Below are 16,805 nucleotides of genomic sequence, written 5' to 3'. Positions count from 1 at the left end.
GTTACTGTTTAAGCAATTCCTTTTAAAATATCTTTTATGCGATTTGTATTTTTCATCTCATTAAAAATAGCTTCAAAGTCATCTAATTCTAATAATTTTTTAAATTGATTAAGATTGGTTATATATTCTTCCAATGTTTCTATAACATTGCTTTTGTTTTGTTTAAAAATTGGTGTCCACATATCTGGTGAACTTTTAGCCAGACGTACTGTAGATGCAAATCCACTCCCGGCCATATCAAAAATATCGCGTTCATTTCGCTCCTTCTCGATTACGGTTTTTCCTAACATAAACGAACTGATATGAGACAGATGCGATACATATGCAATATGTTTGTCGTGCGACTCCGGATTCATATACCGAATACGCATTCCTAAATCGGCAAAAATACTCAGGGCTTTTTCCTGCAGCTTAAAGGCGGTTTTTTCAACATCGCAAATAATATTCGTCTTTCCGCGAAACAGATCGTTTATCGCTGCCTGAGGTCCTGAAAATTCGGTCCCGGCAATAGGGTGAGCTGCTAAATAATTTCGCCTATTCGGGTGCTGTTCTACCGCTTTGCATATATCCTGTTTTGTAGAACCTACATCTATCACCAAAGCATCATCCTGAATAAGGTCTAAAATTTCAGGTAACATTTTAACCGAAGCATCCACTGGAATCGATAAAATAACAACATCGGCCTGTTTTACTACATTTATATCACCTTTTTCATCTATCAACTGCGATGCTAATGCCTGATTAATATGATCGGGATTTTTATCGACACCTATAATGGTAGTCTCCGGATGAAGTTTTTTAAGGTCTTTCACCATACTTCCTCCTATTAAACCAATACCTATTAACACTACATTTTTCATATGCTTTTAATTTGTAACAGATTGTATTCTACTAATAGCTTCTTCTAAACTTTGTTCGGAAGCACATAAAGAAAATCTAATATAACCGGCACCCTGACTTCCAAAAATGATTCCCGGCGTTATAAATATAGACTTTTCATACAGAATTTCATCTATAAATGCTTCTGCTTCAACCCCCGAAGGCAGCTTGCACCATACAAACATTCCCGAGGTTGCTTTATCGTAAGTACACCCCAGATTATCGGCAAGTTCCCAGACTAATTCACGGCGTTTTTTATACACATTATTCAAACTGGTAAACCACACATCTGTACTTTTTAAAGCTTCTATTGCCCCCTTTTGTATGCCGTAAAACATTCCCGAATCCATATTGCTTTTTACTTTTAATACGGCATTAATATGTTCTGCACTTCCTAACACCATGCCCACACGCCAGCCTGCCATATTAAAGGTTTTACTTAAAGAATTAAGCTCTATACAAACCTCTTTTGCTCCCGAAACACTTAAAATACTTTTAGGCGTATCGTTTAACACAAAACTATACGGATTATCATTTACAATTAAAATCTTATGGCGCTTGGCAAAAGCTACCAGCTCCTGATACATGGATTTAGTTGCATTGGCTCCAGTTGGCATATGAGGGTAATTTACCCACATTAATTTCACCTTACTTAAATCGGTTTGTTCTAAAGCGTCCAGATCGGGCAACCAGTTATTAGCCTCACTTAAATTATACGTCACAGCCTTGGCTTCTACCAGACTGGTAACCGAGGCGTATGTTGGATAACCCGGATTTGGAATTAACACCTCATCTCCCGGATTTAAAAACGCCATGGAAATATGCATTATACCTTCTTTACTTCCCATTAAAGGCAAAATTTCCGACGCTGGATTAAGATCTACATTAAATTGCGTTTTGTAAAATTGCCCCATGGCTTCGCGCAATTCCGGCAGCCCCTGATAACTTTGATACATATGGGCACTAGCATCAGAAAAACTATTAGTAATAGCTTCTACCACGCGCTGCGGCGGCATTAAATCGGGACTTCCTATCCCTAAATTTATTATTGGTTTCCCACTTGCTTTTAATGCATTTACTTCTCTTAACTTTTTAGAAAAGTAATACTCTTCTACGGCTTGTAATCTGTTCGCTACAGAGATCATAATTTTCCGTTTTTATATTCACCTAATACTTTAAATTCTTTGGCCATAATTTCTAAAATCGTTCTGGCTTTCTTATAATTTTCGTAATCGGTAAAAGTAACATTTACAAAAAACGAATATTGCCAAGGTTTTTCTATTATGGGTAACGATTGTATTTTGGTTAAATTCATTCTACAATCGCTCAACACATTTAGCACACTAGCTAAACTACCACGTTTATGATCTAATTCAAATCGCAATGAGGCTTTATTAATTTCTGATTCGTCTAAAACCGAATTTTTAGTTTTTACTATAACAAAACGCGTTTGATTTTCCTTAATCGTCTGGATGCTTTCCGCTAAAATATCTAAACCAAAAATATCTGCAGCCGTTTTACTCGCTATCGCAGCAATCCCTTTTAGGTTATTTTCGGAGATACGCTGTGCAGTTTCCGCCGTATCTTTATCTTCTACCAATTTAATATTGGGATAGTTTTTGAAGAATTTTTTACACTGTAATAACGCCATTGGGTGCGAGTGAACTTCTTTTATATCAGAAATAGTCTGCCCTGGAAGCGCCATTAAATTATGTTGAATATCAAGGTAATGTTCACCTATAATATGCAAATTATACTTATCTATTAACGCGTAATTTGGTAAAATAGATCCCGCTATCGAATTTTCGATTGCCATTACTGCAACATCGCTTTTTTTATTTAGTAAATTATCTACTAAAGTATCAAACGACAAGCATTCGTCTATAACCACAGCATCTCCAAAATATGTTTTAGCTACAATATGGTGAAAAGACCCTTTTATTCCCTGAATTGAAACAGTATTAATCATATAAACAAAAAAAGTCCCGATTTTCATCGAGACTTTATATTAAAATTTATCTTTATAAATTATACATACAACGCCTCGTTTCTTCTGATAAAAAAGAAATAAAACCAGTTAAAATATGTAAAATTTGTGTTTTGCATGTCTTGCATTATATGGCCATAAAATTAGTTATTATTTCCAATAATCAAAGCTATAATTTTATTTTTTTCTCTTTTTTTTCAATTTTAAAGAATTCACCGGATTTAATAAAATAAAAACAGATATTCCTTACTTTTGGACAAACTCTATTTAGTATGTCTATAAAGGTAGAAGGACTTTCGAAAACTTACGGTAATCAAAAAGCGCTGAATAATATTTCGTTTACTATAGATAAACCTGAAATAGTAGGGTTTCTTGGACCAAACGGAGCGGGAAAGTCTACTATGATGAAAATTCTAACCACCTATATAGATGCATCCGAAGGTCTGGCCGAAGTTAATGGCTTCGCCGTAAATACAGCTCCAAAGCAGGTTCAGGAAAGCGTAGGCTATCTTCCGGAACACAATCCACTTTATCTGGACATGTACGTCAAAGAATATCTGACTTTTAATGCCAATATATACAAAGTAGATAAGCAACGCATACAAGAAGTAATAACGCTTACAGGCTTAACACCTGAAGCCCACAAAAAAATAGGGCAATTATCTAAAGGATATCGCCAGCGCGTCGGTTTAGCCAATGCTCTTTTACATGACCCCGAAGTTCTTATTTTAGACGAACCAACAACAGGATTAGACCCTAACCAGCTGGTTTCTATTCGTGAACTAATAAAGTCCATAGGTAAAACCAAAACCGTATTCCTGTCTACTCACATCATGCAGGAAGTTGAGGCCGTTTGCGACCGCGTTATTATAATTAACAAAGGTGAGATTGTAACCGACAAAAAACTTAAGGACCTGCAGGAAGGCAAAGACCAGATTGTTGTGGTTGAATTTGATTACAGAGTAGAGGATGCTTTTTTATTACGATTACCGCATGTAAAATCTGTAAAAAACACTTTTGGTTTTGTTTACGAAATTACATTTGATACTACTTTAGACATGCGACCAACTGTTTTTGATTTTGCTCACGATAACGAACTAAAAATTTTACAGCTTAACCAGAAATTTGAGAATCTGGAGTCCTTGTTTAGAGAATTAACGCAGAATTAATTCTTTCCAAATAATTACCATTAACCTACAATAACTAAAATGCTATTTAACTCCATTGATTTTGCAATATTCTTACCGATAGTTTTCATCCTATACTGGTTTGTAACAAACAAAAACTTAAAACTCCAAAACTTGCTAATAGTTGCTGCAAGCTATTTATTCTATGGATGGTGGGATTGGAGATTCCTCTCTCTAATTATTTTCAGTACATTAGTTGACTATTCAATAGGAAGAAAACTTAAAACTGAAGAAAATCAAACAAAAAGAAAAACTCTCTTATGGACAAGTATCTTAATTAACCTAGGATTCTTAGGATTCTTTAAATATTTCAATTTTTTCCAAGACAACTTTATTTCCGCATTTTCATTTTTCGGTTCAGAAATTAAAGGCTATTCTTTAAACATAATTTTACCTGTTGGAATTAGCTTTTACACCTTTCAAACTTTGAGTTACACCATAGATGTATATAAGAAGAATCTTGAACCAACTACGGACTTTATTGCTTTTTCTGCTTTTGTTAGCTTTTTTCCTCAATTAGTAGCGGGGCCTATTGAAAGAGCTACAAATTTGTTACCTCAATTTTACAAAAAAAGAACTTTTGATTATACAAAGGCTGTTGATGGCATGCGTCAGATATTATGGGGTTTATTTAAAAAAGTAGTAATAGCCGATAACTGTGCCCAATTTGCTAATGAAATTTTTAACAATTCTGAAAATTATTCAGGTAGCACACTCGTATTAGGAGCGATATTCTTTACTTTTCAAATCTACGGAGATTTTTCAGGATATTCAGACATTGCTATAGGAACATCTCGTTTATTTGGCTTTAATTTAATGAAAAATTTTGCTTTCCCTTATTTTTCAAGAAACATAGGTGAATTCTGGAGACGTTGGCATATCTCACTAAACACATGGTTTAGAGATTACCTGTATATTCCACTTGGTGGTAGCCGGGGAGGCACTTGGATGAAAATACGCAATACATTTATAATATTTTTAGTTAGTGGATTCTGGCATGGTGCTAATTGGACTTTTATTATTTGGGGAGCTTTAAATGCTATTTATTTTTTACCATTACTATTAACTAACAATAATCGTAATCATATGGATACTGTAGCAAAAAACTCGCTACTTCCTACATTCCGAGAACTAGTGTTAATTTTAACTACTTTTGGTTTAACAGTTTTAGCTTGGATATTCTTTAGAGCAGAAAACATTGGCCATGCAGTACAATATATTTTAGGGGTTTTCAAAAATCCTGGTTCTTTCATTTTATTTAGCGTCTATTTAAAATACAAGACAATAATTGTTTTACTAGGGGTATTTATAATTATTGAATGGTTGGGCAGAGATGGTGAATACGCTATTGAAAATATTAATAGAATTTCGACACCAATATTCCGTTATTCAATATATCTCACAATAGTTCTATTAATAGTCTGGCTTAATAGTAGTCAACAAGAATTTATTTACTTTCAATTTTAATAAAAATGAAAAGATTTTTAATTAAAACCACTTTTGTATCATTTGCTGTTTTCCTTTGTTTTCTACTTTTAATAATTCTAAAAAGTTATAAAGTAAAAACAATTAATTGGCAATTGCCTAATGACATTCATATTCTTTTTATGGGTGCTTCTCACATTGAAAAAGGAATAAATCCAATTCAATATCCAAATTCTATAAATATAGCAAGTAGCTCTGAAAGATACATGTTTACCTATCTAAAACTCCAGGAGTTATTTCAGGCAAACAAAAAAATTGACACTTTATTTTTACAATTTGCACCAACAGATATTCAAAAAAATACAGATTCAAAATATTATCAGAAAAATGAGATGTCGCACTTTTTACCATTATACTCTCCATATTTTTCTTACCAAGAATGGTATAAATATAAAAATAAACTATTGGAAGTTTTTGAAATAGTTTTACAAAAAACCCAAAAAAATATTCCAATTAATATAAAATCATTTGGTGGTTTTGATTCTTCAGAAAAAAATTTTGATAGAAGTAAAGAACCATACAAAATGAAAAAATGGATAGAAGCTGGACATTCAATTAATTATTTTTATTTAAATGAAATAATAAAATTATGTCAAAACAGTAATGTAAAGTTAATTTTTATTTATATGCCTATGTTTAATAAGGACTATTTCTACGATACCTGTTACTTTTATAATCAGTATAAGACACTTTTCATTAATACCAAATTCCTAGATTACAGTGATTGGGATTGCCCTGATAGTTATCGGGCTGACGAGCATCATCTTAATTTGGTTGGAGCAAATGCATTTACAAAATACTTATATAATAACATAAACAAAGACAACGCAGAATTAACGCATAACACTGGTATATAAAGCATTTGGCTAAAAGCTCTGCTAGGCCAGCATATTCAAAGCTTTATATCGAGAGCTAATAGAAAATCATTTTAAAAAACTAAACATCTCATAATCCATCCGTTAGACTGCTCAAAGTTATGTTAAAGGGACATAGTTTTACACTTTTTTAGGTTGTAATTTGAGACAAAAATCAAATTCATTTATGACCTAACAAATGCTACTTGATTTCATACAAAGTCTTTGATACCTGAAACACCTTTCATAATGTCAACCAACTTAAAATCTTACAATTAAATCAGAAGTTCGAGAGCCTGGAAACACTTTTCAGAAACTTAACTCAAGACTAGTTAGTCAATAAACAGCAATCTTCCTTTATATTTCTCTGTGACGCTAATAAATTCCGGCTTGTTTCTAGCCAATACATTTCCTGTTCCTGAAATTTCTCCGCTTATTGCTATTTGCGGGTTTACTATAATATCATTTGTTCCTTTATGGACAAGTTTCACTTCCTGCGCAATTAAATTTCCGCCTTCAAAACGACCTGCTCCAGCATAAAAACCTACACTCAAAGACTCTGTTTTTCCAGAAATATAAAACATGGAAATGTTATTAGATACCACCTGAAGCTGATTTACATTTAAATCTAAATTAAAATCACCAACATTAAAACTATCGGGACTATTATAGTCTTCAGAATATAAACTTAAATTTTCCAACTCTAAAACTCCGTTTGACTTAACTTCAAATTGAGAAGAATTCCTTATAACACTAACATCTGGTGTTTTAACCAGAACTTTCACAGGATTATAGTTACGAAACAAATTACAGGTATTTTCATTAGTAAGCTTCAACTCCCCATTAACGACTTGCACCTGAATGTCTCCAATAATATTTTCACCTGCTTCTACAGACACCGTTAATTCCTCATCCTGTTGAATGGTTAACTGAATATCCCGACCTACTAATATATTATCGAATTCTGAAACAGCAAAAGTCTCAGAGGTAATATCACCTGTAGTTTTAAAACAATCGTTAGCCTGCTCACTATTACAGCTACTTAAACCCAGTACCACTAAAATAAAAATCAGTTTTTTCATAGTTATAATCGCACCCCTATTCCAAATTCAACACATTCTGCTTTTGCTCCATGGGATTTTAAAGTAACCGCTCCAAACCACTTTTCACCAAAATAACGCTTTAACCCCAACCTCATATAAGTTCTGCCCTCAAAATCGAAAGGATAATATACATAGTATCCCAATTGCGTTATTACCGACATTTTATTTATAAATAATTCGTGCCCCAAAAACAAACCTGCACGTTTATAATCGGCATCCGGATCTGTTCCTCGTTCCGGAAAAGCAGCAACATTATAGGCTATAAGTTCGTTCAGAAACTTCGAAAAAAAGAAATCCCCCCCAAACTGAACGGCACTCTTTCTGCTTAAACGCTTATCTGCATATGCCGAAACCACATAAAACGGAAACTGCCCCATACCAATAATATCACTTTCGTTAATACCCGCTCTAAAGGCTATATTATATTTAATGGGCTCGGTAACTTTATGCTGCTCTACATAATTATACTCCGGATCTTCTTGATCCAGATTGTAAGTAAGTCCTACATTAAACACAATGGAATTTATACTGGCATTTGGAGCTTTTACATTAGCGTTGGAATAATGTATTAATGTAGCTCCAGCCTGCACTCCAAACTTATCAAAAACACGTTCCTTCTTATAATTAAGCATAAAATAGGTACTACTTAAAATAGTAGTACCAAAAGCTGTATTCTTATAATTATTGTACTTATCGTACGGATTGGAATTATAAGCCAGTCCCTGCCCAACTCTTAACATCAGATGTCTTCTTAGGAAATAGAAGTTATAATGCGCATATATCCCTACATTATTCCCTAAGGTTTTATTTTTTAAATTCTGATAACTTAAGGATACACCGTAATCGGGATAATTATAGCCTTGCTGCCAGGCCTCATCTCCGAACGTTTTTTTATTCCACCCAAGAATAAAACCCTCAGGATGCCCTACTATTAAATGTAAAATGTTCTTGTTATGAAGAGCTATATTCCCCCTGAAGTAATTGAAATCGAAATAAGAAAAACTGCTTTTTTCCTGTGCCTGAACAGTAGGACCAAACACAAGAATTAAAAGAAAAATAAAAATTTGCTTCATAAAATGAATTATGAAGCAAAAATAGTAGAATTATTAAAAGATAGCCGACGCAATTGCTTTAATATTGTCGCTTTTTCCCATCGAATAATAGTGTAAAAATGGTACTCCTGCTGCCTTTAACTCTTTAGACTGTTGTATAGCAAATTCAATACCCACTTCGCGTACAGCTTTACTGTCTTTACAGGCTTCTACTGCCTCTATAAGTTCTTCCGGAAGGTCAATTTTAAACACTTGAGGCAAAATATGCAAATGGCGTTTTACCGCTATAGGCTTAATGCCCGGAATAATTGGCACAGTTATACCAATTGCTCTCGCCTTTTCAACAAAATCAAAATATTTTTGATTATCGAAAAACATCTGAGTCACCACATAATCGGCACCTGCATCTACTTTTTCTTTTAAACGCTTTAAATCGGTATTTAAAGAAGGGGCCTCCATGTGTTTTTCAGGATACCCGGCAACACCCACACAAAAATCATAATTATGCTCAACTTTAATTTCATCGTGAAGATACTGCCCGTTATTAAGGTTTGAAATTTGCTGAACCAATTCACTAGCATAAGCATTTCCGCCCTGTGTCGGAATAAAATAAGGTTCATCTTTTCTGGAATCACCCCGTAAAGCCACAACATTATCGATACCCAGATAATGACAATCAACCAACACATATTCGGTTTCTTCTTTTGTAAAACCACCACATAATAAATGTGGAATAGCATCTACTTTATATTTATGCATTATAGAGGCACAAATACCAACGGTCCCCGGGCGCATTCTTGTAATACGCTTATCCAAAAGGCCATTACCTTTATCTACATAAACAAACTCCTCTCTGGAAGTTGTAACATCTATAAAAGGAGGATTAAACTCCATTAACGGATCGATATTATTATACAAATCCTGTATGTTTTTACCTTTTTGTGGCGGAATCACCTCAAACGAAAACATAGTTTTTCCGTTCGCTTTTTTTATGTGATCTGTTACTTTCATTAGTTCTGTAATCCTATATTACAAGAAATAAGCTACTGTTAAAGCAGATACTGTGAGCATTAAAAGCTGTAAGAAGAATTTAACTTCTATACTTAATCGTTTCATCTTTACTTTTTATGCAAACTTCTTATTTCTTTGAGTTTTAATTATTAGAGAAAGTAAAACAAATTGTTAACTTTCTCCAGTTTTTTAACTTATTTAAAAATCGACTATTCTTCCAATCTCGTTGACTTAAAACACATACATCTTAAAAATCAACGCAGACTAACCAACAATTTCTTTACATAGTCGTAATCTTCTTCATATTCCCAGTAAATCCATCGTCCGTCTGTATAATCCGTTAGAATGTATTTTTCACTCACTGATTTTATTCGAGATATTGCAATGACTTTTTTAGAAAACCCTTCTACTTCTACATGTTCCATAGTCTCCTGATTTTCTGAATCGTATCCATGAGAAATCACATGGCTACCTAAAGATAATTCTATAAAGTCGACAGTCATAATCTTAATCTATTCTTCTGCAATATTTGGATGCAACCATTTATCGGCTTTAGCTTTATCTATTCCTTTTCGGTTAGCATAATCGGTTACCTGATCGTCGGTAATTTTCCCTAAACCGAAGTATTTCGCTTCAGGATTTGCAAAATAATACCCCGAAACAGCTGCCGCCGGCCACATCGCTAAACTCTCGGTAAGTTTAACACCAATAATCTTTTCAACATCTAACAGTTCCCAAATGGTTTCCTTTTCTAAATGGTCTGGACACGCCGGATAACCTGGCGCCGGACGAATACCTTTATAACTTTCCTTAATTAAATCGTCGTTGGTTAAATCTTCATCTACAGCATAACCCCAATGCTTCGTTCTAATTTGCTTGTGTAAATATTCGGCGAAAGCTTCAGCAAAACGATCGGCGATAGCTTGCGCCATAATCCCGTTGTAATCATCTCCTTTTGCTCTATAATCGTCAGCTAATTCCTGAGCACCAAAAATCCCAACACAAAACGCACCTATATAATCGGTTTTTCCGCTGTCTTTTGGTGCAATAAAATCAGCTAAAGCATGGTTTGGAATCCCTTCACGCTTACTTAACTGCTGACGCAAGGTTCTGAATACCGCTACTTCTTTTCCTTTCTTCTGAACCGAAATATCATCATCATTAATACTATTCGCCTCAAATAATCCGAATACCGCTTTAGGTTTTAAAAGTTGCTTCGCAATGATTTCTTCTATCATATCCTGAGCTTCCTTGTACATAATTGAAGCCTGCTCACCAACGACTTCATCGGTTAAAATATCCGGGAATTTACCGTGTAAATCCCAACTTCTAAAAAATGGGCTCCAATCGATATAAGGCACTAGTTCTTTCAAACTTAATTGCTTCAACATTTGAACACCTAATTCCTTAGGTTTTACAATTTCTGCTTTATCCCAGTCAATTTTATATTTACGTTTACGTGCTTCTTCGATAGAAATATACGATTTCTCTTTTCCGCGTTTTAAGAACTTTTCACGGAATTCATCATAATCCTTTTTAAGTTTTGCAACGTATTCGTTCGATGTTTTCTTATTTAATAAATCACCAACAACAGTTACTGCACGGGATGCATCATTAACATGCACCACCGCGTTTGTGTATTGCGGATCAATTTTTACGGCTGTATGGGCTTTTGATGTTGTTGCCCCACCAATTAACAAGGGTACATTAAAATTTTCACGTTGCATTTCTTTCGCCAAATACACCATTTCGTCAAGCGACGGTGTAATTAAACCTGAAAGTCCAATAGCATCAACACGTTCTTTAATGGCGGTTTCAATAATTTTTTCTGGTGGCACCATAACCCCTAGATCGATAATTTCGTAGTTGTTACAAGCCAGTACCACACTCACAATATTTTTTCCAATATCGTGAACATCACCCTTTACTGTTGCCATCAACACCTTACCTACAGGCTCTGATTCTTCAGACTTTTCAGCTTCAATAAACGGATTTAAATACGCCACAGCTTTCTTCATAACACGTGCCGATTTTACGACCTGAGGCAAGAACATTTTACCGGCACCAAACAAGTCCCCAACCACATTCATACCAATCATTAAGTGACCTTCTATAACATCGATTGGTTTTTCAGACTCTAATCTGGCAGCTTCAACATCTTCAATAATGAAGGCATCAATACCTTTAACCAAAGCATGGGTAATACGATCCTGAACCGGATTTTCACGCCATGATAAATCGACTGTTTTTTCTGCTTTTGTACCTTTTACCGTTTCAGCGAAGTCTAATAATCGTTCTGTTGCATCATCACGACGATCTAAAATAACGTCTTCAACATGTTCTAATAAATCTTTAGGGATATCGTCGTAAACTTCCAACATGGTCGGATTAACAATTCCCATATTCATTCCCGCCTGAATGGCATGGTATAAAAATACCGAGTGCATCGCTTCACGAACGGTATCGTTTCCTCTGAATGAGAACGACACATTACTCACACCACCACTCACACTTACATTCTCCAAATTCTCACGTACCCAACGTGTAGCTTCAATAAAATCTATCGCATTTTTGCGGTGTTCTTCCATTCCGGTAGCAACCGGAAATATATTTAAGTCGAAAATAATATCTTCAGAGGGAAAGCCTACTTTATTTACCAAAACATCATAGCTTCGTTTGGCAATTTCTATACGACGTTCGTAATTATCAGCCTGACCAACCTCATCAAACGCCATAACGATAACTGCAGCCCCGTAACGTTTAATTTGCTTGGCTTCCCAAATAAATTTTTCTTCACCTTCTTTTAAGGAAATGGAATTTACCACACATTTCCCCTGCACGACCTGTAAACCAGCTTCTATAATTTCCCATTTTGAACTATCAATCATCATGGGAACTCGGGAAATATCGGGTTCAGCGGCAATTAAATTAAGAAAACGCACCATAGATTCCTTGCCATCTATCAATCCGTCATCCATATTAATATCGACAATTTGCGCACCACCATCTACCTGGTGACGTGCAATATCTAAGGCTTCGTCGAATTTTTCTTCTTTAATTAAGCGAAGAAATTTTCGAGACCCTGCTACATTTGTTCGCTCTCCTACATTTATAAAATTACTGTTTTCGTTTAAAACCAATGGTTCTAAACCAGACAGCTTCATATATTTTGTTTGCTTTACTTTCATCGATTAAAGTGTCGCTATTTCAACTGCTTTTCTTGGTTTGTATTTTGCAGCTAAATCTGCAATAACTTTAATATGTTCCGGTGTGGTTCCGCAACATCCACCAATTATGTTTATTAAATTTTTCTTTAAGTATTCTTCAATCTGCTCACCCATTTCTTCAGGAGATTCATCGTATTCTCCAAAAGCATTTGGTAACCCAGCATTAGGGTGTGCCGAAATCGCAAAATCGGTTTTATTAGCAATCGCCTCTAAATGCGGCTGTAATAAATTTGCTCCTAAAGCACAGTTAAACCCAATAGATAATAACGGAATATGAGACACTGAAATTAAAAAAGCTTCTGCTGTTTGCCCAGACAAGGTTCTTCCTGAAGCATCGGTAATCGTCCCGCTTAGCATTACAGGAACATCAATATTACGTTCTTCCTTTACCTCTTCAATAGCAAATAATGCGGCTTTGGCATTTAAGGTATCGAATACAGTTTCTACTAACAATAAATCGGCTCCACCATCTAATAAAGCTTCAACCTGCTGTTTGTACGCAATACGTAATTCATCAAACGTTACAGCACGATATCCAGGATCATTTACATCTGGAGACATACTTGCGGTACGATTTGTTGGTCCGATAGACCCTGCTACAAAACGTGGTTTATGCGGCTCTTTAGTGGTGAACTCATCAGCTACTTCCTTGGCTATTTTCGCCGATTCATAATTCAACTCATACACCAAATCTTCCATCTGATAATCAGCCATAGCGATTGTTGTTCCCGAAAACGTATTGGTCTCAACGATATCGGCTCCTGCTTCAAAATATTTGGCATGAATTTCTTTTATAGCCTGCGGCTGAGTAATAGACAATAAGTCGTTATTTCCCTGTAATGGCGTTGGATAATCTCTAAAACGTTCACCACGAAAATCTGCTTCGGTGAATTTATAACGCTGCAACATGGTACCCATAGCACCATCGAGTACTAAAATGCGTTCCTGTAAAGCTTGTTGTATGTTTGACATGTTTGATGTTTATTATCAATATGTCATCAGGAAAGAAAGGAAATTTTTCTTGGGTTATCTGCCCCTTTGAAAGTGGATTCATCGAGTAGAATGTAGCACCTTCTTTAAATGTGGTAAAGGGTTGCTAAGGCTTCACCGGGTCTATTCCCTCTGCCTTTCGTGATAACGAAATCAATATAATTATGAACTAAGCTGCAAAGTAAAGTAATAATTTTATAATTTCCTCATTATAATCAACATTAATTGCTAATCCTCAAATAACGAAGAAGATAAATACCGATCACCACGATCGCAAATAATCGCCACAACCACACCTTCTTCTAAACCCTCTATAATTTTAAGAGCACTGGCTACAGCCCCTCCACTACTCATGCCTCCGAAAACACCTTCTTCTTTAGCTAATCTTTGTGTCGTTAGTTTGGCATCGGCTTCACTAACCTCAACAACCTGATCGACTTTAGTTTTATCAAATATTTCAGGCAAATAGGCTTCCGGCCATTTTCGTATTCCCGGAATTTTCGCCTCATCTGTTGGCTGAGCACCAACGATAGTAATATTTTTATTTTGTTCTTTTAAAAAAGTAGACACGCCCATAATAGTTCCGGTTGTTCCCATAGCAGAAACGAAATGTGTAATCTCTCCATTTGTTGCCTCCCAGATTTCGGGACCTGTGGTCTTGTAATGTGCTTTCCAGTTATCGGGGTTAGAAAACTGATTTAGTATAAAATACCCTTTTTCTTTATGCAATTTTATAGCCAGATCCCGGGCTCCTTCTATTCCTACCTCAGATGGGGTTAAAATAAGTTCTGCACCATATGCCCGCATGGTTTTTATGCGTTCTTCGGTTGAATTCTCAGGCATAATAAGCACCATGTTTAAGCCCAATAACTGAGCTATTAAAGCCAAAGCTATTCCTGTATTTCCACTAGTAGCTTCAACCAGTGTATCTCCTTTTTTAATATCACCACGTGTTAGAGCTGCATCAATCATATTAAATGCAGGCCTGTCTTTTACACTTCCTCCCGGATTATTACCTTCTAATTTTAAAAACAATCGCACCTTAGGATTATCATGTAAATGTTTTACTTCTACTAAAGGCGTATTTCCAATCTGATCTAAAATGGACTGAGATTTAATCATTATTATTTCGGGATCTTATTTTAAATTCCTTTTGATATGTAAGAATTGAATTCTCCGGAATGGATACAGTAACACATACATTTGCACCAATAATACTATTAGCGCCTATTACGACATCTCCTCCCAAAATTGTAGCATTCGCATAAATAATTACATTATTTTCTATGGTAGGATGGCGCTTTGTAGCTGATAAACTTTTTTTAATCTGAATTCCCCCCAGAGTTACCCCCTGATAAATCTTGACGTTATTTTTAATTACCGAAGTTTCACCTATTACAATTCCTGTAGCATGATCTATAAAAAAGGAATCACCTATTTTAGCCCCGGGATGTATATCCGTCCCTGTAACACCATGAGCATATTCACTCATCATTCTTGGAATAATAGGCAGGTTTAATTCGAATAACTCATGGCTCAATCTGTAAATGGCAATAGCATAAAAGCCGGGATAAGCCAGGTAAACTTCTTCCAGACTTCTGGCTGCCGGATCGTGCTGTTCTATCGCAATCGCATCCAGATCCAACCGCCTGCGAATACTTGGCAATTTAAATTTAAAAGCTTCCCAGATTTTAAAAGCACCTTCCACGTCAAGCTTTCTTGTCATATCTAAAAACAAAGTCTCTAAATGCTGAAGTTCGGAAGCCGGCTCGTCATCGAACAACACATAATACAAATGTTTTGTAAATGTTTCAATTGTATCCTTTATGCGGACATTATATGTTTTGGAAACCAGCTTATCCTGTAATTTGGAGTTTTCGGTCATAATTGCACCTAATAGATTAATATATTATTCAAAGTAAACAACTAATTTACAATCTATTTTTTAAACCATATAATACCCAATGTTAATTTATACGATGGCCTGAACTACGGCTTTCGGAGCTTCCTTACGGGAACCATCAAAACCATCTATTCCACTTACAGTAGTATATTTAAGCACATATTTTTTCCCCGGATTAATAATTTTATAGGCAGACTGGCACATTAAAGTTGCTTCGTGGAAACCACATAATATAAGTTTCAATTTTCCTTCGTAAGTATTTACGTCTCCAATAGCAAAAATTCCTGGTATATTGGTTTGATAATCTACAGTATCTACTTTTATGGCATTCTTTTCTATTTCCAGTCCCCAATTTCCAATTGGGCCTAATTTTGGCGATAATCCAAAAAGCGGAATAAAATAATCGGTTTCAATATTAAATTGTTCATCCCCTTTCGTAACAGTAATCGCTTCTACATGCTCTTTTCCATGCACACCTGTAACCTCTGCAGGAGTTACCATATTAATTTTCCCCAGCAACTTAAGCTCCTGTACTTTCTCTACCGAATCTAAAGCCCCTCTAAACTCATTACGTCTGTGAATCAATGTCACTTCTGAAGCAACATCGGCTAAAAAGATACTCCAGTCTAATGCAGAATCGCCTCCTCCGGAAATTACTACACGCTTATTTCTGAATTTCTCCGGATCTTTAATAAAATAGTCTACCCCTTTTTCTTCATAATTTTCAATACCCTCTATTAAAGGCTTTCTTGGCTCGAAAGATCCTAAACCTCCTGCTATAGCTACCACTGGAGCCTGGTGTTTTGTTCCCTTATTTGTGGTTACAATAAACGAACCGTCTTCCTGCTTTTCGATAGTTTCTGCACGCTCACCTAAAGTAAATCCCGGCTCGAATTGCTTTCCTTGTTCCAGTAAATTATTGGTTAAATCGCCCGCCAACACTTCCGGAAATCCCGGAATATCATAAATTGGTTTTTTAGGATACAACTCTGAACACTGCCCTCCTGGCTGTGGTAAAGCATCTATTAAATGACATTTTAACTTTAACAATCCTGCCTCAAAAACGGTAAATAATCCTGTAGGTCCTGCTCCAATTATTAATATATCTGTCTTTATCATTTTAAATT

15 protein-coding genes and 1 riboswitch are annotated in these 16,805 nt (G+C 35.4%); of the genes, 3 read left to right on the top strand and 12 right to left on the bottom strand.

What is annotated here, in order from left to right:
• Window positions 1-8: 8 nt before the first annotated feature.
• The 3 genes from I3217_RS07255 to I3217_RS07245 are packed head-to-tail and all read right to left on the bottom strand — an operon-like array spanning window position 9 to window position 2,848.
• The gene (locus tag I3217_RS07255) at window positions 9-860 is read right to left on the bottom strand and encodes a prephenate dehydrogenase (RefSeq protein ID WP_435049083.1); all 852 of its coding nucleotides are present in this window, start codon (window positions 858-860) and stop codon (window positions 9-11) included.
• A 6-nt stretch (window positions 861-866) separates the two neighbouring features.
• Window positions 867-2,024 (bottom strand): pyridoxal phosphate-dependent aminotransferase, encoded by a 1,158-nt coding sequence (locus I3217_RS07250; RefSeq protein WP_435049082.1) that lies wholly within the window; start codon window positions 2,022-2,024, stop codon window positions 867-869.
• Window positions 2,021-2,848, bottom strand: coding sequence for a prephenate dehydratase (locus tag I3217_RS07245; RefSeq protein ID WP_435049143.1), 828 nt, complete (start codon window positions 2,846-2,848; stop codon window positions 2,021-2,023). The genes I3217_RS07250 and I3217_RS07245 overlap by 4 nt, the downstream gene beginning before the upstream one ends.
• 290 nt (window positions 2,849-3,138) lie before the next feature.
• Here I3217_RS07245 and gldA point away from each other — a divergent pair, with 290 nt between their 5' ends.
• The 3 genes from gldA to I3217_RS07230 are packed head-to-tail and all read left to right on the top strand — an operon-like array spanning window position 3,139 to window position 6,395.
• Window positions 3,139-4,035: a gliding motility-associated ABC transporter ATP-binding subunit GldA gene (gene gldA / locus I3217_RS07240; protein ID WP_435049081.1), complete on the top strand. Its 897-nt coding sequence runs from the start codon at window positions 3,139-3,141 to the stop codon at window positions 4,033-4,035.
• Window positions 4,036-4,074: 39 nt separating this feature from the next.
• Entirely contained in the window at window positions 4,075-5,520 is a 1,446-nt protein-coding gene (locus I3217_RS07235) for an MBOAT family O-acyltransferase (protein WP_435049080.1), read from the top strand.
• A gap of 5 nt (window positions 5,521-5,525) precedes the next feature.
• Window positions 5,526-6,395: a hypothetical protein gene (locus I3217_RS07230; protein WP_435049079.1), complete on the top strand. Its 870-nt coding sequence runs from the start codon at window positions 5,526-5,528 to the stop codon at window positions 6,393-6,395.
• 329 nt (window positions 6,396-6,724) lie between these two features.
• Here I3217_RS07230 and I3217_RS07225 read toward each other — a convergent pair whose 3' ends face one another.
• The 9 genes from I3217_RS07225 to I3217_RS07185 form a co-directional block, all read right to left on the bottom strand.
• Entirely contained in the window at window positions 6,725-7,474 is a 750-nt protein-coding gene (locus tag I3217_RS07225; protein ID WP_435049078.1) for a head GIN domain-containing protein, read from the bottom strand.
• Between the two features lie 2 nt (window positions 7,475-7,476).
• Window positions 7,477-8,568, bottom strand: coding sequence for an acyloxyacyl hydrolase (locus I3217_RS07220; RefSeq protein WP_435049077.1), 1,092 nt, complete (start codon window positions 8,566-8,568; stop codon window positions 7,477-7,479).
• Between the two features lie 33 nt (window positions 8,569-8,601).
• Entirely contained in the window at window positions 8,602-9,558 is a 957-nt protein-coding gene (metF, locus tag I3217_RS07215; RefSeq protein ID WP_435049076.1) for a methylenetetrahydrofolate reductase [NAD(P)H], read from the bottom strand.
• A gap of 254 nt (window positions 9,559-9,812) precedes the next feature.
• The gene (locus tag I3217_RS07210) at window positions 9,813-10,061 is read right to left on the bottom strand and encodes a hypothetical protein (protein WP_435049075.1); all 249 of its coding nucleotides are present in this window, start codon (window positions 10,059-10,061) and stop codon (window positions 9,813-9,815) included.
• 9 nt (window positions 10,062-10,070) lie between these two features.
• Entirely contained in the window at window positions 10,071-12,746 is a 2,676-nt protein-coding gene (gene metH, locus I3217_RS07205; protein ID WP_435049074.1) for a methionine synthase, read from the bottom strand.
• Between the two features lie 3 nt (window positions 12,747-12,749).
• Entirely contained in the window at window positions 12,750-13,757 is a 1,008-nt protein-coding gene (locus I3217_RS07200) for a homocysteine S-methyltransferase family protein (protein ID WP_435049073.1), read from the bottom strand.
• Window positions 13,758-13,808: 51 nt separating this feature from the next.
• Window positions 13,809-13,926: riboswitch (SAM riboswitch) on the bottom strand.
• 77 nt (window positions 13,927-14,003) lie between these two features.
• Window positions 14,004-14,897, bottom strand: coding sequence for a cysteine synthase CysM (gene cysM / locus I3217_RS07195; RefSeq protein ID WP_435049072.1), 894 nt, complete (start codon window positions 14,895-14,897; stop codon window positions 14,004-14,006).
• Window positions 14,890-15,660, bottom strand: coding sequence for a serine O-acetyltransferase EpsC (epsC, locus tag I3217_RS07190; protein WP_435049071.1), 771 nt, complete (start codon window positions 15,658-15,660; stop codon window positions 14,890-14,892). The genes cysM and epsC overlap by 8 nt, the downstream gene beginning before the upstream one ends.
• Before the next feature lie 87 nt (window positions 15,661-15,747).
• Complete coding sequence (locus I3217_RS07185) at window positions 15,748-16,797, bottom strand: NAD(P)/FAD-dependent oxidoreductase (RefSeq protein ID WP_435049070.1); 1,050 nt, start codon at window positions 16,795-16,797, stop codon at window positions 15,748-15,750.
• Between the last annotated feature and the right edge of the window lie 8 nt (window positions 16,798-16,805).

Origin of the sequence: Formosa sp. S-31, assembly GCF_051172795.1 — a bacterium.
Lineage (GTDB): Bacteria > Bacteroidota > Bacteroidia > Flavobacteriales > Flavobacteriaceae > Formosa.
Note: the sequence above shows the minus strand (reverse complement) of the source record. Positions and strands in the feature narration are given on the sequence as shown.